Origin of the sequence: Pseudomonas sp. Choline-02u-1 (assembly GCF_002836515.1) — a bacterium.
Lineage (GTDB): Bacteria > Pseudomonadota > Gammaproteobacteria > Pseudomonadales > Pseudomonadaceae > Aquipseudomonas.
In genome coordinates this window covers 63,299-86,626 of the sequence record NZ_PJBC01000003.1, presented here as the reverse complement: position 1 = coordinate 86,626, position 23,328 = coordinate 63,299, and the positions used below count along the sequence as shown (strand labels likewise).

General features: G+C 60.8%; 17 protein-coding genes and 1 pseudogene. 17 read left to right on the top strand and 1 reads right to left on the bottom strand.

What is annotated here, in order from left to right:
* The first annotated feature begins 123 nt into the window (after nt 1-123).
* The 9 genes and pseudogenes from gap (at nt 124) to CXF97_RS02350 (ending at nt 10,747) form a co-directional block, all read left to right on the top strand.
* Nucleotides 124-1,125, top strand: a complete 1,002-nt coding sequence (gene gap, locus CXF97_RS02395; protein ID WP_016773526.1) for a type I glyceraldehyde-3-phosphate dehydrogenase — start codon at nt 124-126, stop codon at nt 1,123-1,125.
* Between the two features lie 221 nt (nt 1,126-1,346).
* Nucleotides 1,347-1,874, top strand: coding sequence for an RNA polymerase sigma factor (locus CXF97_RS02385; protein WP_101155799.1), 528 nt, complete (start codon nt 1,347-1,349; stop codon nt 1,872-1,874).
* A 98-nt stretch (nt 1,875-1,972) separates the two neighbouring features.
* Complete coding sequence (locus CXF97_RS02380) at nt 1,973-2,938, top strand: FecR domain-containing protein (RefSeq protein WP_101155797.1); 966 nt, start codon at nt 1,973-1,975, stop codon at nt 2,936-2,938.
* Between the two features lie 122 nt (nt 2,939-3,060).
* Nucleotides 3,061-5,646 carry a TonB-dependent receptor gene (locus CXF97_RS02375; RefSeq protein ID WP_101155795.1) on the top strand — a complete coding sequence of 862 codons (2,586 nt, stop codon included), beginning with the start codon at nt 3,061-3,063 and terminating at the stop codon, nt 5,644-5,646.
* A gap of 107 nt (nt 5,647-5,753) precedes the next feature.
* Nucleotides 5,754-6,350 carry a biliverdin-producing heme oxygenase gene (locus CXF97_RS02370; protein WP_101155793.1) on the top strand — a complete coding sequence of 199 codons (597 nt, stop codon included), beginning with the start codon at nt 5,754-5,756 and terminating at the stop codon, nt 6,348-6,350.
* A 151-nt stretch (nt 6,351-6,501) separates the two neighbouring features.
* Nucleotides 6,502-6,897 carry a YbaN family protein gene (locus CXF97_RS02360; RefSeq protein ID WP_101155789.1) on the top strand — a complete coding sequence of 132 codons (396 nt, stop codon included), beginning with the start codon at nt 6,502-6,504 and terminating at the stop codon, nt 6,895-6,897.
* A gap of 122 nt (nt 6,898-7,019) precedes the next feature.
* Nucleotides 7,020-8,321 (top strand): annotated as a pseudogene (locus CXF97_RS28680) (chemotaxis protein); the annotation flags it as partial.
* Nucleotides 8,322-8,471: 150 nt separating this feature from the next.
* Nucleotides 8,472-9,227 (top strand): methyl-accepting chemotaxis protein, encoded by a 756-nt coding sequence (locus tag CXF97_RS28675; RefSeq protein WP_371918363.1) that lies wholly within the window; start codon nt 8,472-8,474, stop codon nt 9,225-9,227.
* Between the two features lie 173 nt (nt 9,228-9,400).
* Nucleotides 9,401-10,747, top strand: coding sequence for a CoA transferase (locus tag CXF97_RS02350; protein WP_101155785.1), 1,347 nt, complete (start codon nt 9,401-9,403; stop codon nt 10,745-10,747).
* A gap of 107 nt (nt 10,748-10,854) precedes the next feature.
* Here CXF97_RS02350 and arcD (CXF97_RS02345) read toward each other — a convergent pair whose 3' ends face one another.
* Complete coding sequence (gene arcD, locus CXF97_RS02345) at nt 10,855-12,282, bottom strand: arginine-ornithine antiporter (protein ID WP_101155783.1); 1,428 nt, start codon at nt 12,280-12,282, stop codon at nt 10,855-10,857.
* A 436-nt stretch (nt 12,283-12,718) separates the two neighbouring features.
* On the opposite strand from arcD (CXF97_RS02345), the gene arcD (CXF97_RS02340) reads away from it, so the two are divergent.
* The 8 genes from arcD (CXF97_RS02340) (at nt 12,719) to gcvP (ending at nt 23,307) form a co-directional block, all read left to right on the top strand.
* Nucleotides 12,719-14,146, top strand: coding sequence for an arginine-ornithine antiporter (arcD, locus tag CXF97_RS02340; protein WP_101155781.1), 1,428 nt, complete (start codon nt 12,719-12,721; stop codon nt 14,144-14,146).
* A 34-nt stretch (nt 14,147-14,180) separates the two neighbouring features.
* Entirely contained in the window at nt 14,181-15,437 is a 1,257-nt protein-coding gene (gene arcA, locus CXF97_RS02335) for an arginine deiminase (RefSeq protein WP_101155779.1), read from the top strand.
* A 69-nt stretch (nt 15,438-15,506) separates the two neighbouring features.
* Nucleotides 15,507-16,517: an ornithine carbamoyltransferase gene (locus tag CXF97_RS02330; protein WP_101155777.1), complete on the top strand. Its 1,011-nt coding sequence runs from the start codon at nt 15,507-15,509 to the stop codon at nt 16,515-16,517.
* Nucleotides 16,518-16,654: 137 nt separating this feature from the next.
* Nucleotides 16,655-17,584, top strand: coding sequence for a carbamate kinase (arcC, locus tag CXF97_RS02325; protein WP_101155775.1), 930 nt, complete (start codon nt 16,655-16,657; stop codon nt 17,582-17,584).
* Nucleotides 17,585-17,646: 62 nt separating this feature from the next.
* Nucleotides 17,647-18,009, top strand: coding sequence for a DUF5064 family protein (locus CXF97_RS02320; protein ID WP_101155773.1), 363 nt, complete (start codon nt 17,647-17,649; stop codon nt 18,007-18,009).
* Nucleotides 18,010-18,217: 208 nt separating this feature from the next.
* Nucleotides 18,218-19,726: a sigma-54-dependent transcriptional regulator gene (locus CXF97_RS02310; protein ID WP_101155769.1), complete on the top strand. Its 1,509-nt coding sequence runs from the start codon at nt 18,218-18,220 to the stop codon at nt 19,724-19,726.
* A gap of 333 nt (nt 19,727-20,059) precedes the next feature.
* A complete protein-coding gene (gcvH, locus tag CXF97_RS02305) occupies nt 20,060-20,443 on the top strand; it encodes a glycine cleavage system protein GcvH (protein WP_039758162.1) in 384 nt (127 codons plus the stop codon).
* Nucleotides 20,444-20,454: 11 nt separating this feature from the next.
* A complete protein-coding gene (gene gcvP / locus CXF97_RS02300) occupies nt 20,455-23,307 on the top strand; it encodes an aminomethyl-transferring glycine dehydrogenase (protein WP_101155768.1) in 2,853 nt (950 codons plus the stop codon).
* The last annotated feature ends 21 nt before the right edge of the window (nt 23,308-23,328 follow it).

The window sequence follows — 23,328 nt, the reverse complement described above, 5'->3', positions numbered from 1 at the left end:
GACCAGTTGATTCAGGTCACTCGTTGTAGATAAAACAAAATATTGCCACTAAAAAGGCTTGTTTTCTATTTTTATGCGAATAATCTTGTAATTCCAACAACAAAACGACGGCGGCGCTGTTCCATGACTCTTCGAATCGCAATCAATGGTTTTGGCCGCATCGGCCGTAATGTCCTGCGCGCACTGTATACCCAAGGCTATCGTCAAGACCTGCAGATCGTCGCGATCAACGATCTGGGTGACAGTTCGATCAATGCCCACCTGCTCAAATACGACACCGTCCATGGCACTTTCGACGCCGAAGTAGCGCACGATAATGAAAGCCTGACGGTCAATGGCGACCGCATCGCGGTCAGCGCCATTCGCAACCCGGCCGACCTGCCATGGGCCGCAGAAAAAATCGACGTGGTGTTCGAATGCACCGGTCTGTTCACCGACCGTGCCAAGGCTGCCGCGCATATCAGCGCCGGCGCACGCAAAGTGATTATCTCGGCCCCGGCCAAAGGCGCCGACGCCACCGTGGTCTACGGCGTCAACCACGACATCCTGCGCCAGTCGCACCAGATCATTTCCAACGCGTCGTGCACCACCAACTGCCTCGCGCCAGTGGCGCAAGTGCTGCATCGCGAGCTGGGCATCGAAAGCGGTCTGATGACCACCATCCACGCCTACACCAACGACCAGAATCTCACCGACGTTTATCACAGCGACCCGTATCGCGCCCGTTCCGCCACGCAGAACATGATCCCGAGCAAGACCGGCGCGGCCGAGGCGGTAGGCCTGGTACTGCCGGAACTGGCCGGTAAACTGACCGGCATGGCTGTGCGCGTCCCGGTGATCAACGTGTCGCTGGTCGACCTCACCGTGCAACTGAAGAAAGAAGCCAGCGCCGACGAAGTCAACGCGCTGCTGAAAGCGGCGAGCCAGCATTCGAAAATTTTGGGTTACAACACGTTGCCGCTGGTTTCCAGCGACTTCAACCACAACCCGCTGTCGTCGATCTTCGACGCCAACCACACCAAAGTCAGCGGCAAGTTGCTCAAAGTGCTGGCCTGGTACGACAACGAATGGGGCTTCTCCAACCGCATGCTGGATAACTGCCTGGCGTTGTGCAACGCGGAATAAGCGGGCGCTCCTTGATTTGAGGCACATCCCCGTAGGAGCTGCCGAAGGCTGCGATCTTTGCTTTTGACTTTCTAAAAACAAGAGCAAAAGATCGCAGCCTGCGGCAGCTCCTACAGGGGGCCGGTTCGATCCTGAGCTTACCGTTCTCTGACAAATCAGCACTTGACCATTCAGCTGGATGATAAGCATTATCATTCGCTCGAAATGGATCAGGTTCTCCCGTGAGTCAACTGCGCTTCAACCACGTCTTCCTCGCCCAGCGCACTTCCCTGCTGCGCACGCTGGAACGGATGGTCAACAATCACAGCACCGCTGAAGACCTGTTGCAGGAGACCTACCTGCGCGTGACCCGGGCGTTGAGCGAGCGGACCATTGATCACCTTGAACCCTTTGTTTTCCAGACCGCGCGCAATCTGGCGCTGGACCATTTGCGTGCGCGCAGGATTCACGCGCGGACCATGGTCGATGACGTGCCGCAAGAGGTGGTGCAAAGCATCGCCGCGCCGGCCAGCAGCGCCGAAGACGCCGCCCACGCGGAACAACTGCTGGAGCGCCTGAACGTGAGCCTCAGTCAACTCAGCCCGCGCCAACAGCAGATCTTCATCCTCAGCCGCCTGCACGGGCACAGCTATCAGGAAATCGCTGATGAACTGCATGTTTCACTGAGCACTGTGCAGAAAGAATTGAAACTGATCATGTCGATCTGCATCGGCGTTGCCGAACGACATAACAGCAGCGGCAAGCTTTGAGCTGCAAGCAAGTAAAAACAAAAAGCAGCAAAGCATCCGGCTTGCAGCTGGCAGCCTGAAGCTGGAAACTGCTTCGCCAGAAGCCCTGAGGAAACACCGTGACGGACACCCATCGCTCGCCTTCGCCTGATCCGGCGCGGGACGCTGCAGCTGCAATGGACCAGGCGCTGGACTGGCTCATCGTGCTCGGCAGCCCGGACGAGGAACAGACTCGGCAATTTCATGCCTGGCTGGCGGCTGATCCGTTGAATGCCGAAGCGTTCGCCAAGGCTCAGGCCATCTGGGACGGCCGGCAGGTTGCGCTGTGCGCCGAAGCCCTGGCGGCAAAACCGGCGAGAGTCAGCTTTCTCCAACGCCTGCGCCCGCACTGGAAACCGCTGGCCACGGCGGCGGTGCTGGTGCTCGGCCTGTTCAGCTTCAGCAACCTGCCGATGCGGCTGCAGGCCGATCATCTGACCGTGGTCGGCGAACGCCAGCGCCTGCAATTGGAAGACGGCTCGAAGGTTCTGCTCAACACCAATTCGGCTTTTTCCAGCACCATCAACGATCAGCAACGCGTGGCCCGGTTGTTTCAGGGCGAAGCGTTTTTCGAAATAGCCAGCGGGCGCAATCAACCTTTGGAGATCGACGCCGGCCCGGTAACCGCCAGCGTTCATGACACCGCATTCGCCGTGCGTTATCTGGACGGCGTCGCGCAGGTCAACGTGCAGCGCGGCGATGTCGATCTGCGCGCTACCCACGACGATGCCCGCGTGCGCCTGCGCGCCGGGGAAAGTATCCGCATCGGCCCCAACGGCTTTGATCGCCCGGCCAAGCTCGACGTCAACGCCGATCTGGCCTGGGTTGAGGGCCGCCTGGTCTTCGAGAACTGTCCGCTGAATCAGGTGCTGGCCGAGCTGCGCCGCTACTACCCGGGCTGGATCATCAACAACAACGAGCAACTGGCCGACGTTGCCGTCACTGGCAATTACCGTCTCGACCAGCCGCTCGACGTGATCCGTTCCCTTGCCCACATCACCTCGGCGCGCCTGCAGGAATTCCCCGCGCTGGTGATCCTGAACTAAATGAGAATTATTTTTACTCGATAGCCAACCGCAGTTCGTCTCGTTATAGCCAATGCAATTGATTCGCATCTAATCATGCCGATCAGCACCTATAAAGATTCGTGCGACACGGAGCGCTATCGATGTCCTCACGCCTTACCCGCCAGACCGCTTCCCCTTCCCGCGTCCTCTCGCTGCTGACGGCGGCCATCTTCATGGCCGGCACCGCACCGCTGCTGGCGGCTACCGAGCAACCGGCGCGCCACATGGGCGATTACGCGTTCGCCATCAATCAGCAACCGCTGGTTTCCGCGCTGAATGCCTTCACCGCTGTGACCGGTTGGCAGGTCGGCTTGCCGGCAGAATTGGGCCGGAACGTTTCGTCGCCGGGCGTGCGTGGTTCGCTGCCGCCGGAAAAAGCCCTCGAGCGCCTGTTGGTGGGGACCAACCTGAGCTTTCGCAAGCTGAGCAACAACAATGTCGTGCTGGAAAAACGCAACGGCAGCGGCACGCTGAATCTGGATCAGGTGACCATCAGCGCCACCCGCCAGGAGCAGTCGGTCAACAGCGTGCCTTCGACGGTCAGCGTGCATGATCGCCAAGAACTCGACCGCAACAACGTCAACACCATCAAGGATCTGGTGCGCTATGAACCGGGTGTTTCCGTTGGCGGCGCCGGTCAGCGCGGCGGCATCAGCGGCTACAACATTCGCGGTATCGACGGCGACCGCATCCTGACCCAGGTTGATGGCGTGGAAATCCCCAATGGTTTCTTCAGCGGCCCGTACGCCAAGAGCCAGCGCAATTACGTCGACCCGGAAATCGTCAAACGCGTGGAAATCCTCCGTGGCCCGGCTTCGGTGCTGTACGGCAGCAACGCCATTGGCGGCGCAGTCAGCTATTACACGCTGGACGCCGACGACATCATCAAGCCGGGCAAGGACGTCGGCGCACGTCTGAAAAGTGGTTACAGCTCTGCCGATGACAGCTGGCTGAAATCCGCCACCGTCGCCGGGCGCAGCGGTGAGTTCGACGGTTTGCTGCATTACAGCCAGCGCGACGGTCACGAAACCGAATCCTTCGGCGGCAACAACGGTACCGGTCTGGAACGTACCGCCGCCAACCCGGAAGATGTGCGCGCGACCAACGTCCTGGCCAAGCTCGGCTGGAACTACAACGACGATTCGCGCCTTGGCCTGACCTACGAAAAGTACAAGGACGATCGTGACACCGATCAGAAAAGCGCGTACGGCGGACCGTATGCCGACGGCGGCCCGACTATTCCGACCAGCATGCTGCCCGGCGGCATGTATCAGTGGCGCACCGGAAACGACACCGTCACCCGCGAACGCTTCGGCATCGAACATGCGTTCGCTCTCGACAGTCTGCTCGTCGACAACGTGAAGTGGAGCCTCAACCACCAGATCGCCAAAACCGACCAGAGCACAGAAGAGTATTACTACCCGATCATCCGTCAGGTATTGCGTACTCGCGACACACTCTACGAAGAAAAACAGTGGGTGTTCGACGCGCAACTCGACAAGGCTTTCGCCATCGGTGACACCGATCACCTGCTGACCTACGGCACCACCATCAAGCAGCAGAAAGTCACCGGTTCACGCAGCGGCGATGGTAAATGCCTGGCGGTCGGTGCTGGCTGCAGGGCGATTGGCGCGACCAGTGCGGCCGATGTATTGGCCAAGGCCAGCGATTTCCCCGATCCGACCATCAACACTTACAGCCTGTTCGCTCAGGACCAGATCAGTTGGAACGACTGGACCTTCCTGCCGGGCCTGCGCTACGACTACACCCAGCTCAAGCCGCACATCACCCAGCAATTCCTCAACACCGTGAACGCCGACGGCAAAGGTACGGTCAGCGACAAGAACAAGACCTGGCACAAAGTCTCGCCGAAATTCGGCCTGACCTATGCCCTGACGGAGAATTACACCTGGTACGGCCAGTACGCCGAGGGTTTCCGTACGCCCACGGCCAAAGCGCTTTACGGGCGTTTCGAAAACAGCGTCACCGGCTACACCGTTGCGCCAAATTCCGGCCTTGAGCCGGAGAAAAGCAAAGGCTTCGAAACCGGCCTGCGTGGCAACTTCGAGCAGGGTTCCTTCGACGTCGCGGTGTTCTATAACAAGTACCGCGACTTCATCAATGAGGACGCGGTCAAGCCGGGCGACGATCAGTTGAAGTTCCAGAGCAACAACATCAAGCGCGCCACCATCAAGGGCGCGGAAGTCAAAGGACGCTTGAACCTGGATGCGTTCGGCGCGCCGCAAGGCCTGTACACCCAGGGCTCGATCGCCTACGCCTACGGGCGCAACAATGACACCGGCGAGCCGATCAACAGCGTCAACCCGCTGACCGGCGTGTTCGGCCTCGGTTACGACCAGGACAACTACGGCGGCCTGCTGAGCTGGACAGTGGTGAAGAAAAAGGACCGCGTCGACGACAGCAACTTCAAGTCCCCGGACGGCGTCAGCAGCCAGTTCAAGAGCCCGGGCTTCGGCGTTCTCGACCTGGCCGGCTATTACAAAGTCAGCGACGACGTCACCGTCAGCGGCGGCATCTACAACCTGAGCGACAAGAAATACTGGCTGTGGGATGACGTGCGCGGTTACGACAGCGTCGGCGAAGCTTCGGTGACGCAACCGGCCAACCTTGATCGACTGACCCAACCGGGACGCAACTTCGCGATCAACCTGATCTGGGACATCTGATCCGTACGACCTCACTGCGCTTATCGCCGCGCAGTGAGGTTTTTTTACTGTCTGGCACTCGCCCGAACGTCTTGTTATCAAGCGCCTCATTTATCAAGGACACCCCCATGACTGCCTCGGAAAAAGCCCTGCGTTCGCAACGCCTGAACCAGATCACTCATGAGCCGCACAGCAAACTCGATACGCTGGTCAAAGCCCACGCGCCCTTCGAAACCCGCGCCAGTTTCGCCCGTTTTGTCGTTGCGCAGTACCTGTTCCAGGCGGAACTGGTCGAGCTGTACAACGATGCCGAACTGACCGCGATCATTCCTGACCTGCCGGACCGTTGCCGCGCCGAAGCGGCCAAGGCTGACCTTGCCGACCTGGAAACCGAAGTCCCCGCCCCAATGGCCGGCGCGCTGAAAAAACCGAGCACGGCGCGCGCGCTGGGCTGGATCTTTGTGTCGGAGGGTTCGAAGCTCGGTGCGGCGTTCCTGATCAAGCGCGCGGTGGCGCTGGAGCTGAGCGAAACCTTTGGCGCTCGGCATTTGGCTGAACCGCAAGGTGGCCGCGCCGAAGGCTGGAAAAGCTTTGTGCGCACCCTCGATGCGTTGCCGTTCAGCGCTGAGGAAGAGGCAGAAGTGGAGCAAGGCGCACTGGACGCGTTCAATCGCTTCACCGTGCTGCTGGAACGGGCTTATGCCGTCGAAGCCGAACCTGCCTGAGAGCTACGCATAACCGTGTAGGAGCTGCCGAAGGCTGCGATCTTTTGATCTTCACAAGCAACATCAAAAGATCGCAGCCTTCGGCAGCTCCTACAGGAGTCTGCGTAAGTCTGTAAGATCCCCGTTCCGCTTCGGAAGCCGCCGCTGAGCCATGCCCGCACCCGCCCCCTCAAAACTTGCCCGCCTGCTGTTCGGCCTGCTCGCCTACGTCAGCCTCGGCATTGGCCTGATCGCCATCGTCGTGCCCGGTCTGCCGACCACCGAGTTCATCCTTCTTGCCGCGTGGGCGGCGACTCGCAGTTCGCCGCGCCTGAGTGCCTGGCTGGAAAACCATCGCCTGTTCGGGCCGATCTTGGGCAACTGGCGCAACGGCAGAATCATCGCGCGCAAGGCCAAGGTCAGCGCCACCGTCAGCATGCTGCTGTGCGCAACATTGATGCTGGTGCTGCTCGACCACGGCTGGCCGATCTATCTGGCGATTGCCGGCATGGCGCTGGGCAATCTGTGGATCTGGTCACGCCCGGAGAACCTTCCCGCGGCACACTGAAACATCCCTGTAATTAATCGCCTTTTCAGCACAATCCCCTGCGCAAACGTTTAGCACTGACCGTTCGTCGGCAGCGGCCTCATGCCGTCTCGTTGCGCGCCGATGAGCAGACATGGCGCTGAATGGATTTGGCGAACCGGGTAGTTCATTTGCCCGACAGTCACTTTTCTTATCCATTTACGAGACGCCCGATGTTCGACTCTCTCTCCATTCGCCTGAAAATCGTCCTGCTCTCCGGCCTGTGCCTGCTCGGTGTGGTCGCGCTTATTGTCAGCATGAACATTTACCAGACCAACCAGAACGACGTACTGGTCAGTCAATCCAGCAACCAGCTGCTCACCGCCAGCGTGCAAAACCTGCTGCAGGCCAAAGCCGCCGAACAAGCGGTGCGGGTGCAGAAAACCTTTGGCGAAAGCCTGTTGGTGGTCACCGCCCTCGCCGACCAGATCAAGGACCTGCGGACGATGGCGGCCAAGCGTTCGCTCGAAGCCGGCGCGGTCCGCGAAGAGTTGAACCAGCACCTGAAAACCGCCTTCGAACGCAACGATAAAGTGCTGGGCATCTGGCTGGCCTTCGAACCCGACGGCCTTGACGGCAAGGACAACGAATTCGTCGATGACACCGCGCGCCAGTCCAACGAAGCAGGGCGCTTCGCCACCTACTGGAGCCGCGCCGGCGGCGCCGCGCTGAATACGATCATGGTCGAAGACGACCTGACCAAGACCACCCTCAGCGTCAGCGGCACCCCCTACAACAGTTGGTACACCTGCCCTCGCGACAACAAGCGCACCTGCCTGCTCGATCCGTATGCCGATACCGTCGGTGACAAGGAAATGCTCATGACGACCATTTCCGTGCCCGTGATGGTCGACGGCAAGGCGATAGGCGTGGTCGGTGTCGACATCGCCCTCGACGCCCTGCAAGCCGCCGCGGTCGACTCGCAACGCAGCCTGTTCAACAACGCCGGGCACATGCTGATCGTTTCCGGCAGCGGGGTGCTGGCGGCCGACAGTGCTGACGCAACGCGGGTCGGCAAAAAAATCAGCGACACCCTCGGCGCCGACGGCAAGGATGTGTTGCAACTGGTGGGCAGCGGCACAGCGAAAATTCTTGAACAGGGCGATTTGATTCGCGCGGTTTACCCGGTCGATCCGATCGGCAATTCGCGCGCCTGGGGCGTGGTCATCGACCTGCCCGAGCACGTGCTGCTGGCCGATTCGGTGAAGCTGCAAGCGGTGCTCGACGATGCCCAACAGACCGGCGTGATCACCGCCCTGCTGGTGGCTGGCGTGGCTGGCCTGGTCGGCCTGCTGCTGATCTGGCTCACCGCCTCCGGCGTCACGCGTCCGATCAACAGCGTCGCCGACATGCTGAAAAACATCGCCAGCGGCGAAGGCGATCTGACCCAGCGCCTGAACTACAGCAAGAAAGACGAACTGGGCGAACTGGTGAACTGGTTCAACCGCTTCCTCGACAAGCTGCAGCCGACCATCGCACAGATCAAACAGAGCATCACCGAGGCGCGCGGCACGGCCGATCAGTCGTCGGAAATCGCCCGCCAGACCAGCGAAGGCATGCAGGTGCAGTTCCGCGAAATCGATCAGGTCGCCACGGCCTCCAACGAAATGAGCGCCACCGCCCACGACGTCGCCAACAGTGCTTCGAACGCGGCCAACGCCGCCAAGGGTGCTGATCAGTCAGCGAAGGACGGCATGGCGATCATCGAGCGCAGCACTCGCGACATCAATCAGCTGGCCGATGAAGTCAGCAAAGCAGTGACCGAGGTCGAAGCGCTGGCGGTCAACAGCGAGCAGATCGGTTCGGTGCTGGAAGTGATTCGCAGCATCGCCGAACAGACCAACCTGCTGGCCCTCAACGCCGCCATCGAAGCCGCCCGCGCTGGCGAGAGCGGTCGCGGCTTTGCCGTGGTCGCCGACGAAGTGCGCAACCTCGCCAAGCGCACGCAGGATTCAGTGGAAGAAATCCGCATCGTCATCGAACGCATCCAGACCGGCACGCGCGGCGTGGTCGCGACCATGCACTCGAGCCAGACCCAGGCGCACAACAACGCCGGGCAGATTCGTCACGCCGTCGATGCGCTGGGCAGGATCAGCGACGCGGTGACGGTGATCAGCGACATGAACCTGCAGATCGCCAGCGCCGCGGAAGAGCAGAGCGCGGTGGCCGAAGAGGTCAACCGCAACGTCTCGGCGATTCGCACCGTGACCGAGACCCTGACTGAACAAGCGACGGAATCGGCCGCGATCAGCAGCCAGCTCAACAGCCTGGCGAGCCAGCAGATGAAATTGATGGATCAGTTTCGCGTGTAGTTCCCCTCTGATCGTTCCCACGCTCTGCGTGGGAATGCAGCCCGGGACGCTCTGCGTCCCAAGCGAAAGCCGGAACGCGGAGCGTCCCTTGAGGCATTCCCACGCAGAGCGTGGGAACGATCTTGCGGGTGTCTTTTGCACTATCATCGCCCTCTCGCTCCGGAGGGTTTTCGATGACTGATTTGCTCACCTCCCTGCAAGCCGCACTCGGCTTGCCGACCACGCCAATCGCCTTCAATGGCCGTGGCGCCCTGCCCTCGGCGTTCGCCGTCACCGATCTGGCCTGCGCCAGCATTGCGGCTGCCGGTCAAGCGGTCGGCGAATTGCTTCATCAGCAAACCGGGCAATTGTCGGCCGTTGCGGTCGACCGACGTCTGGCCTCGTTCTGGTTCTCCACCTCGCTTCGCCCGATCGGCTGGCAGGTTCCGCCGCTGTGGGATGCGATCGCCGGCGACTATGCGAGCCGGGATGGCTGGATCCGTCTGCACACCAACGCCCCGCATCACCGCGCCGCCGCTGAACGCGTGCTCGGCGCCTGCGCCGACCGCGCCGCAATGGCGGCGAAAGTCGCCCAGTGGGCGAGCGCAGATCTCGAGCAGGCGGTGGTCGACGCCAAGGGCTGCGCCGCCGAGATGCGCAGTTGGCCGCAGTGGCAGCAGCATCCGCAGGGGCTGGCGGTGAATGCCGAACCGTTGGTGGATTTCATTGAGCAGACGGACGAAAAACGCGTCGTATGGCAAGGCTCGATCGCTCGCCCCCTGGCCGGGATCAAGGTGCTCGACCTGACCCGCGTCCTCGCCGGCCCCACCGCCAGTCGTTTTCTCGCTGGCCTCGGCGCCAACGTGCTGCGCCTCGATCCGCCGAGCTGGAATGAACCCGGTGTGGTCCCGGAAATGACCGTCGGCAAACGCTGCGCGCGGCTGGATCTGCAAGTGCCAGCGGATCGCGCAGTGTTTGAGGGCTTATTAAAAGATGCCGACATTCTCCTGCACGGTTATCGCGCCGATGCGCTGGAACATCTCGGGTTTGGTGTTGAACGCCGTCGGCAACTGGCACCGGGGCTGATCGACGTCTGCCTCAATGCCTACGGCTGGAGCGGCCCCTGGCGGAATCGCCGAGGCTTCGACAGTCTGGTGCAAATGAGCAGCGGCATCGCCGAGGCCGGACAGCGTTGCACGCACAGCGATAAACCGACGCCACTGCCGGTGCAGGCGCTGGACCATGCGACCGGTTATCTGATGGCGGCGAGTGCGCTCAGATTGCTGACGGCGCGATTGGCCAACGGTCGCGGGGGTTCGGCGCGGTTGTCGCTGGCGCGTACGGCGAAACTGTTGATCGAGCATGGGCCGGGGATGCTTGATCCGTTGCGGGCCGAAGACGCGCTGGATCAGGATCCGGCGATTGAACAGACCGCGTGGGGCCCGGCGCGGAGGTTGCGCGTGCCGGTGCAGATCAGCGGGACGGCGGTGCAATGGAATTGGCCGGCCGCCGAATTGGGGTCACATCAAGCGCAGTGGTGATTTTGAGGCCGCCTTCGCGAGCAAGCCCGCTCCCACATGGATTAGCGTAGTCCTGTGGGAGCGGGCTTGCTCGCGAAGGGGCCGGAGCAGCCAAAGCAACACTCCGATCACAGACTCAAAACCCCGCTATACAACCCATAAGCCGCCAGCCCCGCCCCAATCACCACGCAGGCAAAAATCCCTTTTTCCACCGTGGTAAAAACCGGCTGGCCCTGTTCATGTTTGGCCTTGGCAAACAGAATCACCCCCGGCGCATACAGCAGCGCCGACAGCAGCAGATATTTCACTCCCCCGGCATACAACAACCACACCGCGTAAACCAATGCGATACCGCCTATCAGCAAATCCTTGGTGCGCTCGGCCGAGGCGTGTTCGTAAGTTTCGCCGCGCCCGCTGAGCAGCACCGCGTAGGCCGCCGACCACAGGTACGGCACCAGAATCATCGACGAAGCCAGATAGATCAGGCTGGTGTAAGTGCCCGCCGAGAACAGCGTGATCAGCAGGAAAATCTGGATCATCGCGTTGGTCAGCCACAGCGCGTTGACCGGCACATGGTTCTTGTTTTCCTTCTTGAGAAACGCCGGCATGGTCTTGTCCTTGGCCGTGGCGAAAAGAATTTCCGCGCACAGCAAGGCCCAGGACAACAACGCGCCCAACAAGGAAATTGCCAACCCGATGCTGATCAGCAACGCGCCCCACGGCCCGACGATGTGCTCAAGCACCGCTGCCAGTGAAGGGTTCTGCAGGTTGGCCAGTTCCGGCTGGCTCATGATCCCCAGCGACAGCACATTGACCAGCACCAGCAGCGCCAGCACGCCGATAAAACCGATGACCGTGGCGCGGCCGACGTCGCTGCGTTTCTCCGCGCGGGCCGAGTAGACGCTGGCGCCTTCGATGCCGATGAACACGAACACGGTGACCAGCATCATATTGCGCACCTGGTCCATTACCCCGCCGAAGTTCGGGTTGCTGCGGCCCCAGATGTCGCGGGTGAAGACGTCAGCCTTGAACGCCACGGCCGCGATGACGATGAACATGATCAGCGGCACGACCTTGGCCACGGTCGTCACCTGGTTGATCAGCGCCGCCTCCTTGATCCCGCGCATCACCAGAAAATGCACTGCCCACAACAGCACCGAGGCGCAGCCGATGGCGATCGGCGTGTTGCCCTGGCCGAACACCGGAAAGAAATAGCCGAGGGTGCTGAACAGCAAGACGAAATAGCCGACGTTGCCCAGCCAGGCGCTGATCCAGTAACCCCACGCCGACGAGAAACCCATGTAATCGCCGAATCCGGCCTTGGCGTAGGCATAGACGCCCGAGTCCAGTTCCGGTTTGCGATTGGCCAGGGTCTGAAAGACGAACGCCAGCGTCAGCATGCCGATTGCGGTGATGCCCCAACCGATCAGTATCGCCCCGGCGTCGGCGCGCGCGGCCATGTTCTGCGGCAGCGAAAAAATTCCCCCGCCGATCATCGATCCCACCACCAGCGCGATCAACGCACCAAGGCGCAGCTTTTGCGTCGGTTGCGACATGCAGATCTCCTTGAAGAGCCGCTGTTGTTTATTTGTAACAACAGCTGACTAAAAAGCTAAGAGTAGATGACGTTTATCAGGTAATGCCGAGGTGCGCACACTTATATATAGCTGATGACGATAACGCGTAGCACGTTAAGTCGGTTTTGTGCGCTGATCCTGATAATTCAATTCTGTACTGAAAACAGATGACGGACATTTGCCAAACGCGCAAAAGCAACTAGCGTCATAGTTCGAAAGCATTAATAGCTATTCCCAATCACGTTACCAAAACGGCTCTGTCTCGGGCCTTTCAGACAACAGCGTTATGCCCGCAACGGGTGGATAAGTCATTCATTAACAATGGAATGTGACCATGCACTGATCCAAGTCAGCTATTCGAACAGACAACAGTATTAGGCTGTGAGCTCTCCTTTCCTGCAATGGAGTCATGCAAATGTCTGAAGCGCCCGGAAAACTAAGACTCGGTGCACTGGTTGCACTGGTAGTCGGTTCAATGATTGGCGGCGGGATATTTTCGTTGCCACAAAACATGGCTGCCAGCGCCGACGTCGGTGCCGTGCTGATCGGCTGGGCCATCACCGCCGTCGGCATGCTCACCCTCGCTTTCGTCTTTCAGACCCTCGCCAATCGCAAGCCTGATCTGGACGGCGGTGTCTACGCCTACGCCAAGGCCGGATTCGGCGACTACATGGGTTTCTCGTCGGCCTGGGGTTACTGGATCAGCGCCTGGCTGGGCAACGTCGGCTACTTCGTTCTGCTGTTCAGCACCCTCGGCTACTTCTTTCCGATCTTCGGCGAAGGCAACACGCCGGCGGCAGTGATCGGCGCGTCGCTGCTGCTGTGGGGCGTGCATTTCCTGGTGCTGCGCGGGATCAAGGAAGCGGCGTTCATCAACCTGGTGACCACCGTCGCCAAGGTCGTGCCACTGGTGCTGTTCGTGCTGATCGCCATCTTCGCATTCAGACTGGACATCTTCACTGCTGACATCTGGGGCGTGAAAAACCCCGATCTGGGCAGCGTCATGAACCAGGTGCGCAACATGATGCTGGTCACCGTCTGGGTGTTCATCGGCATCGAGGGCGCGAGCATCTTCTCCGCCCGCGCCGAGAAACGCTCGGACGTCGGCAAGGCCACCGTGATCGGCTTTATCACCGTGCTGCTGTTTCTGGTGCTGGTCAACGTGCTGTCGCTGGGCATCATGACCCAGCCGGAACTGGCGAAACTGCAGAACCCGTCGATGGCCGCCGTGCTTGAACACGTGGTCGGTCACTGGGGCGCGGTGTTGATCAGCGTCGGCCTGATCATCTCGCTGCTGGGGGCGTTGCTGTCATGGGTGCTGCTGTGTGCGGAGATCATGTTCGCCGCCGCCAAAGACCACACCATGCCGGAGTTTCTGCGCAAGGAAAACGCCAACCACGTGCCGGTCAACGCCCTGTGGCTGACCAACGCAATGGTGCAGCTCTTCCTGATCATCACGCTGTTTTCGGCCAGCACTTACCTGTCGCTGATCTACCTCGCCACGTCGATGATTCTGGTGCCGTACCTGTGGTCGGCGGCCTATGCGCTGCTGCTGGCGGTACGCGGCGAGAGCTACCAAGGGTTTGCCGCCGAGCGACGCAAGGATCTGATCATCGGCGGTATCGCCCTGATCTATGCGGTGTGGTTGTTGTACGCCGGCGGGGTCAAGTACCTGCTGCTGTCGGCCCTGCTCTATGCGCCCGGCGCGATCCTGTTCGCCAAGGCCAAGCTGGAACTCAAACAACCGGTTTTCACCAACGTCGAGAAGCTGATTTTCGCCGCAGTGGTCATAGGCGCCGTGGTGGCGGCCTACGGTCTCTACGATGGCTTCCTGACGCTGTAACCCCTGATTGATTGTCATCTGGAGGAACACAGAAATGACCACGGAAAAAGTGAAGTACGGCGTCCATTCCGAAGCCGGGAAACTGCGTAAAGTCATGGTTTGCTCCCCAGGTCTGGCCCATCAGCGGCTGACCCCGAACAACTGCGATGAACTGCTGTTCGACGACGTGCTGTGGGTGGCGCAGGCCAAGCGCGACCACTTCGATTTCGTCACCAAGATGCGCGAGCGCGGCATCGACGTGGTGGAAATGCACAACCTGCTGACCGACATCGTCGCCATTCCCGAAGCGCTGGACTGGATCCTTGAACGCAAGGTGACGGCCGATTCAGTGGGCCTGGGCCTGATCAGTGAAGTGAAATCCTGGCTGAAAAGCCTCGAGCCACGACACATCGCCGAATTCCTGATTGGCGGCGTCTCGGCCGATGATTTGCCGGACAGCTTCGGTGGCAAGACCATCCAGATGTTCCGCGACTTCCTCGGCCACTCCAGCTTCATCCTGCCGCCGCTGCCCAACACCCAGTTCACCCGCGACACCACTTGCTGGATCTACGGTGGCGTGACGTTGAACCCGATGTACTGGCCGGCGCGCCGTCAGGAAACCCTGCTGACCACCGCCATCTATAAATTCCATCCGCAATTCACCAACGCCGAATTCGAGATCTGGTACGGCGACCCGGACAAGGATCACGGCAACTCCACGCTCGAGGGCGGCGACGTCATGCCGATTGGCAACGGCGTAGTGCTGATCGGTATGGGCGAACGCTCATCGCGTCAGGCCATCGGCCAACTGGCGCTGAACCTGTTCAAGAACAAGGCGGTGGAAAAAGTCATCGTCGCCGGCCTGCCGAAATCCCGCGCAGCGATGCACCTGGACACGGTGTTCAGCTTCTGCGATCGCGACCTGGTGACGATCTTCCCGGAAGTGGTCAACCAGATCGTCGCCTTCACCCTGCGCCCTGACGAAAGCAAACAGGGCGGCATCGACATCCGCCGCGAGGAAGGCAGTTTCCTCGACACCGTCGCAGCGGCGCTCAACCTGCCGAAACTGCGCGTGGTGGAAACCGGCGGCAACAGCTTCGCCGCCGAACGCGAGCAATGGGACGACGGCAACAACGTGGTGGCGATGGAGCCCGGCGTGGTTATCGGTTACGACCGCAACACTTACACCAACACCCTGCTGCGCAAGGCTGGCGTGGAGGTCATCACCATCAGCGCCGGCGAACTCGGTCGCGGCCGTGGCGGCGGCCACTGCATGACCTGCCCGATCATCCGCGACCCGATCGATTACTAAACGACCGTCTCCCCGGCCGCACTTATCCCGTAGCGGCCGGGCCGATTACCGAATCCAAGGAGAATCATCATGGCGTTTAACATTCACAACCGTAATCTGCTCAGCCTGGAACACCACACCCCCCGTGAGCTGCGTTACCTGCTCGACCTGTCCCGCGATCTGAAACGCGCGAAATACACCGGCACCGAGCAACAACATCTGAAGGGCAACAACATCGCCCTGATCTTCGAAAAAACCTCGACCCGCACCCGTTGCGCGTTCGAAGTCGCGGCCTATGACCAAGGCGCCAACGTCACCTACATCGACCCGAACTCTTCGCAGATCGGCCACAAGGAAAGCATGAAGGACACCGCCCGCGTGCTCGGGCGCATGTACGACGCGATCGAGTACCGTGGTTTCAAACAGGAAATCGTCGAGGAACTGGCCAAGTTTGCCGGCGTGCCGGTGTTCAACGGCCTGACCGATGAATATCACCCGACCCAAATGATCGCCGACGTGCTGACCATGCGTGAACACGCCGACAAGCCGATCCATGAAATCAGCTACGCCTACCTGGGCGACGCGCGCAACAACATGGGTAACTCGCTGCTGCTGATCGGCGCCAAACTGGGCATGGACGTGCGCATTTGCGCGCCGAAAGCGCTGTGGCCGCTCGACGATCTGGTGGCGCGCTGCAAACAGTACGGCGAGGAAAGCGGTGCGCGCATCACCCTCACCGAAGATCCGAAAGAAGCGGTCAAAGGCGTTGACTTCATTCACACCGACGTCTGGGTATCGATGGGCGAACCGGTCGAGGCCTGGGCCGAGCGCATTCAGCAACTGCTGCCGTATCAGGTCAACGCCGAGCTGATGAAAGCCACCGGCAACCCGCGCACCAAGTTCATGCATTGCCTGCCGGCCTTCCACAACAGCGATACCAAAGTCGGCAAGCAGATTGCCGAGCAGTATCCGCACCTGAAAAACGGCATCGAAGTGACCGACGACGTGTTCGAGTCGCCGGCCTGCATCGCCTTCGAGCAAGCGGAAAACCGCATGCACACGATCAAGGCGATTCTGGTCTCGACCCTGGCTGATCTCTAACTGGCTGAAGATGATCGTTCCCACGCTCCGCGTGGGAATGCATCCCGTGACGCTCTGCGTCACAGCGCACGCAGAGCGTCCGTGGCGGCATTCCCACGCAGAACGTGGGAACGATCAATACGAAAAGGACATGCACCATGCGTATCGTCGTAGCCCTGGGCGGTAACGCCCTGCTCCGCCGTGGTGAGCCGATGACCGCTGACAACCAGCGCGCCAACATCCGCATCGCCACCGAGCAAATCGCCAAGATCCATCCCGGCAACCAACTGGTCATCGCCCACGGCAATGGCCCGCAAGTCGGCCTGCTGTCATTGCAAGCGGCAGCCTACACGTCCGTCACCCCGTACCCGCTGGACGTGCTCGGCGCCGAAACCGAAGGCATGATCGGCTACATCATCGAACAGGAACTGGGCAACCTGCTCGACTTCGAAGTGCCGTTCGCCACCTTGCTGACCCAGGTCGAAGTCGACGCCAACGACCCGGCGTTCAAGAACCCGACCAAGCCGATCGGCCCGGTTTACGACAAGGCCGAAGCAGGAAAACTCGCTGCCGAGAAAGGCTGGGCAATTGCCCCGGACGGCGACAAATACCGTCGTGTGGTCGCCAGTCCGCGGCCGAAACGCATCTTCGAAATCCGCCCGATCAAGTGGCTGCTCGACAAGGGCAGCATCGTGATCTGCGCCGGGGGTGGCGGGATTCCGACCATGTACGACGAGAACCGCAATCTCAAAGGGATTGAGGCGGTGATCGACAAGGATCTGTGCTCCTCGCTGCTCGCCGAGCAACTGGAAGCCGACCTGCTGGTGATCGCCACAGACGTCAACGCGGCTTTTATCGACTATGGCAAACCAACCCAGAAAGCCATCGCCCAAGCGCACCCGGACGAACTCGAACGCCTCGGTTTCGCCGCCGGCTCCATGGGGCCGAAGGTGCAGGCAGCCTGCGAATTCGCGCGCCATACTGGCAAGGTTGCGGTGATCGGTTCGCTGGCCGATATCGAAGCCATCGTTCAGGGCACCGCCGGTACGCGGGTCAGCACGGCGAAGCCGGGGATCAGCTACCGATAACAATAAACACCGGAGCAGGCTCAAGGCCTGCTTCGCTCCCATGCCTTGAAAGGAGTAGCTCAATGGCCCAGTTCGAACCCGGTCATCTGCACATCGAGCGGCACGCGTTGACCGATGATGACGTCAATTACAACGTCAGCCTCGACTATGAAGTGTTCACCGACCCGCAGAAAGGCAAGGGGATTCAGTTCATCCTGCACGGCAGCATGCAGGGCAAGGACATGAAGGAGACGTTTTTCCTGCCCAAGGAAGAGGCCTACAACTTCGCCCGCGATGTCACGCGCATTGCCGAGAAATACGGAATTCCCAAGACCCACAGCCAGATCGGCTCGGTGCACAAGCACTACGACCTGATGTTTGAAGACATTCGGCAGAAGTTGAATATGCACTCCGGGGATCCGGTCAATCCCGAGCATTTCGAATAACCCGAGTCCACCACAACCTCCTGTGGGAGCGGGCTTGCTCGCGAAGTCGGTGTATCAGTAACGAAAATATCGACTGACACACCGCCTTCGCGAGCAAGCCCGCTCCCACAGAGCATTGTGTTGTGACGAAAGTCGCCGCAGATTTCATCATTAGCCCGCCCCAAGGCATACTTGCCCCCCTCCGCACTGCAGATCACTGAACCGCCCCATGCGTATCCACGTCAGCTTCATCGACCGCGTCGGCATCACCCAGGAAGTCCTGGCTATCCTCGGTGGGCGCAATCTCAATCTGGATGCGGTGGAGATGATCCCGCCGAACGTCTACATCGACGCGCCGACCCTCAGCCCGCAAGTGCTCGAAGAACTCAAAGATGCGCTGTTTCGCGTACTTGGCGTGGAAGCGGTGACCGTGGTCGATATCCTGCCTGGCCAGCGTCGGCACTTGCAGCTCGATGCGTTGCTCGCGGCGATGACCGACCCGGTGCTGGCCCTCGACAGCGCCGGCAAGGTGCTGCTGGCCAACCCGGCGCTGATTGCCTTGTACGGTCGCGAACCGGCCGGGGAAAGTGTCGCGCAATTGTTCAACGATCCGGCACTGCTCGACACGCTGCTCGAACAGGGCTTTCGCCTGCCGCTGCGCGAGATCACCGTCAACGGCCAGACCCTGTTACTCGACGCCACGCCGATCACCGACGCCGGCGCCCTGCTGACTCTCTATCAACCGAACCGCATCGGCGAACAGCTATCGGCACTGCATCATGATCACGCCGAAGGCTTCGACGCCCTGCTCGGCGAGTCCCCGGCGATTCGCACACTCAAGGCCCGTGCGCAACGGGTCGCGGCCCTTGATGCGCCGTTGTTGATCCAAGGCGAGACCGGCACCGGCAAAGAACTGGTGGCTCGCGCCTGCCACGCCATCAGTGCGCGGCACAGCGCTCCGTTTCTCGCACTCAACTGCGCGGCACTGCCGGAAAACCTTGCCGAAAGCGAACTGTTTGGCTACGCCCCTGGTGCCTTCACTGGCGCGGCGCGCGGCGGTAAACCGGGGCTGATGGAGCTGGCCAACCAGGGCACGGTCTTTCTCGATGAGATCGGCGAGATGTCACCGTACTTGCAGGCTAAATTGCTGCGTTTTCTCAACGACGGCAGCTTCCGCCGTGTGGGCGGTGATCGCGAAGTAAAGGTCAACGTGCGCATCCTCAGCGCGACCCATCGCGATCTGGAGAAAATGGTCAGCGAAGGCCTGTTCCGCGAAGACCTGTTCTACCGCCTCAACGTGCTAAACGTCGAAGTGCCACCGCTGCGTGAACGTGGTCAGGACATTCTGCTGCTGGCGCGGTATTTCATGCAGCAGGCCTGTGCACAGATCCAGCGCCCGGTCTGTCGCCTGGCTCCGGGGACGTATCCGGCGCTGCTCGGCAATCGCTGGCCGGGCAATGTGCGGCAATTGCAGAACGTGATTTTCCGTGCCGCGGCGATTTGCGAGAGCAGCCTGGTCGATATCGGTGACCTCGACATCGCCGGCACCTCGGTGGCTCGGCAGGCCGACTCCGACGTTGAAAGCCTCGAACAGGCGGTTGAATCGTTCGAAAGAGAACTGCTGGAAAAGCTCTACGTCAGCTACCCCTCGACCCGGCAACTGGCGAGCCGCTTGCAAACCTCACACACCGCCATCGCCCATCGATTGCGCAAATACGGCATTCCCAATAAACCGTAAGCCGAACGCTCCCACAGGGGTTTGAAATTTGTTCAAAAGCGACCTCCACTGTACCGAAAGCGCTACAGCGGAACGATATCGCTACACCCGCCTATGACCAGCGCTGTGCAACGCTTTGATCCCGCTCAGCTTTTTTCCCCGCCCCAAGCTGTAGCGATTTCGCTACACCGCACACAAGCCTGAAAATTACAAAATCCATCAAGTTATTGATTTATATAGATAAATCAACCTTGGCCGCATTCTTGCTACCTGACTCTTCATCTATAAAGGGCTTCCCGCCCCAAAGCTTTCCACCGCGTCCACCGGACGAGTCTGGCCCCCTGAGGAGTTTCCATGAGCGAGTTGCGTTTTACTGAAGATCACGAATGGCTGCGCACCGAAGCCGACGGCAGTGTCACTGTTGGCATCACCGCTTTCGCGCAGAACGCCCTGGGCGACGTGGTGTTCGTGCAACTGCCTGAGCTGCAGGCTTACGAAAAAGGCGCTGAAGCCGCCACCGTGGAATCGGTGAAAGCCGCCAGCGGCGTGTACATGCCGCTCGATGGCGACGTGCTGGAAGTCAACCCGGCGCTGCAAGACGCTCCGGAGCTGGTCAACGAAGATCCGCTGGGCGAAGGCTGGTTCTTCCGCTTCCAGCCAAGCGACGCCGCCGCTGTCGGCAAACTGCTCGATCAGGATGCCTACGACCGTCTGATCAAAGCCCAAGCCGAAGCCTGAGGAAATACGCCATGACCGCCATCAATCTCGGCACCGCCAACGAATTCATCGCCCGTCACATCGGCCCGCGCGCCGGTGACGAGCAAGCGATGCTCAACAGCCTCGGCTTCGATTCACTTGAAGCCCTGAGCGCCAGCGTCATTCCGGAAAGCATCAAGGGCACCAGCGTGCTCGGCATGGACGACGGCCTCAGCGAAGCCGATGCCCTGGCGATGATCAAGTCCATCGCCGGCAAGAATCAGCTGTTCAAAACCTACATCGGCCAGGGCTATTACAACTGCCACACGCCGTCGCCGATTCTGCGCAACCTGCTGGAAAACCCTGCCTGGTACACCGCTTACACGCCGTACCAACCGGAAATTTCCCAGGGCCGTCTCGAAGCGCTGCTGAATTTCCAGACAATGATCAGCGACCTCACCGGCCTGCCGATCGCCAACGCATCCCTGCTCGACGAAGCCACCGCTGCTGCCGAAGCCATGACTTTCTGCAAACGCCTGAGCAAGAACAAGGGCAGCCACCAGTTCTTCGCCTCCATCCACAGCCACCCGCAAACCCTCGACGTGCTGCGCACCCGTGCCGAGCCCCTGGGCATCGACGTGGTCGTGGGCGATGAACGCGAACTGACTGACGTGACGCCATTCTTCGGCGCGCTGCTGCAATACCCGGCGAGCAACGGTGATGTGTTCGACTACCGCGAGCTGACCGAGCGCTTCCACGCCGCCAACGCCTTGGTCGCCGTCGCCGCAGACCTGCTGGCCCTGACGCTGCTGACCGCGCCGGGCGAGTTCGGCGCTGACGTCGCCATCGGTTCGGCGCAACGCTTCGGCGTGCCGCTGGGCTTCGGTGGCCCGCACGCTGCTTATTTCTCCACCAAAGATGCGTTCAAACGCGACATGCCGGGCCGGCTGGTCGGTGTCTCGGTTGACCGTTTCGGCAAGCCAGCCCTGCGTCTGGCAATGCAGACTCGCGAGCAACATATCCGTCGCGAGAAGGCCACTTCGAACATCTGCACCGCGCAGGTGCTGCTGGCCAACATCGCCAGCATGTACGCCGTGTATCACGGCCCGAAAGGCCTGACCCAGATCGCCAACCGCGTGCATCACTTGACCGCGATTCTGGCCAAGGGCCTGACCGCGCTGGGCCTGAGCGTTGAACAGCAAAGCTTCTTCGACACCCTGACCGTAGCCACCGGCGCGAACACCGCCGCGCTGCACGAGAAGGCTCACGCTGCGCAGATCAACCTGCGCGTCATTGATGCCGAACGTCTGGGCCTGTCGGTCGACGAAACCACCACGCAAGCCGATATCGAAGCCCTGTGGAGCCTGTTCGCTGACGGCAAGACCCTGCCGGATTTCACCGCGCTGGCCGCTTCGGTGCAGAGCACCATTCCTGCCTCGCTGGTTCGCCAGTCGCCAATCCTCAGCCACCCGGTGTTCAACCGTTATCACTCGGAAACCGAGCTGATGCGCTACCTGCGCAAACTGGCGGACAAAGACCTGGCGCTGGATCGCACCATGATCCCGCTGGGCTCGTGCACCATGAAACTTAACGCCGCCAGCGAAATGATCCCGGTGACCTGGGCCGAGTTCGGCGCGCTGCACCCGTTCGCCCCGGCCGCGCAAAGCGCTGGCTATCAGCAACTGACCGATGAACTGGAAGCGATGCTCTGCGCCGCCACCGGTTACGACTCGATCTCGCTGCAGCCGAACGCCGGTTCGCAAGGTGAATACGCAGGTCTCCTGGCGATCCGCGCCTACCACCAGAGCCGTGGTGATGAACGCCGCGACATCTGCCTGATCCCGTCGTCGGCCCACGGCACCAACCCTGCCACCGCGCAAATGGCTGGTATGCGCGTCGTGGTCACCGCTTGCGATGCCCGTGGCAATGTCGACATTGAGGACCTGCGCGCCAAAGCCCTCGAGCACCGCGAACACCTCGCCGCACTGATGATCACCTACCCGTCGACCCACGGCGTGTTCGAAGAAGGCATCCGCGAAATCTGCGCGATCATTCACGACAACGGCGGCCAGGTGTACATCGACGGCGCCAACATGAACGCCATGGTCGGTCTCTGCGCACCGGGCAAGTTCGGCGGCGACGTCTCGCACCTGAACCTGCACAAAACCTTCTGCATTCCTCACGGCGGTGGCGGCCCGGGCGTCGGCCCGATTGGCGTCAAGTCGCACCTGACCCCTTTCCTGCCGGGCCACGGCCAGATGGAACGCAAGGAAGGCGCAGTTTGCGCGGCACCGTTCGGCAGCGCGAGCATTCTGCCGATCACCTGGATGTACATCCGCATGATGGGCGGCGCCGGTCTGAAGCGCGCTTCGCAACTGGCGATTCTCAATGCCAACTACATTTCCCGTCGCCTCGAAGAGCACTATCCGGTGCTGTACACCGGCAGCAACGGCCTGGTGGCGCACGAGTGCATCCTCGATCTGCGTCCACTCAAAGACAGCAGCGGCATCAGCGTTGATGACGTCGCCAAGCGCCTGATCGACTTCGGTTTCCACGCCCCGACCATGTCGTTCCCGGTCGCTGGCACGCTGATGATCGAGCCGACCGAAAGCGAATCCAAAGAAGAACTGGACCGCTTCTGCGACGCGATGATCCGCATCCGCGAAGAAATCCGCGCAGTGGAAAACGGCACGCTGGACAAGGACGACAACCCACTGAAAAACGCCCCGCACACCGCAGCGGAACTGGTGGGCGAATGGACTCATCCATACAGCCGTGAGCAAGCGGTGTACCCGGTGGCGTCGCTGGTTGAAGGCAAATACTGGCCACCGGTCGGTCGTGTCGACAACGTCTTTGGTGATCGCAACCTGGTCTGCGCCTGCCCGTCGATCGAAAGCTACGCTTAAGGGAATGAGGGGCGGGTTTGC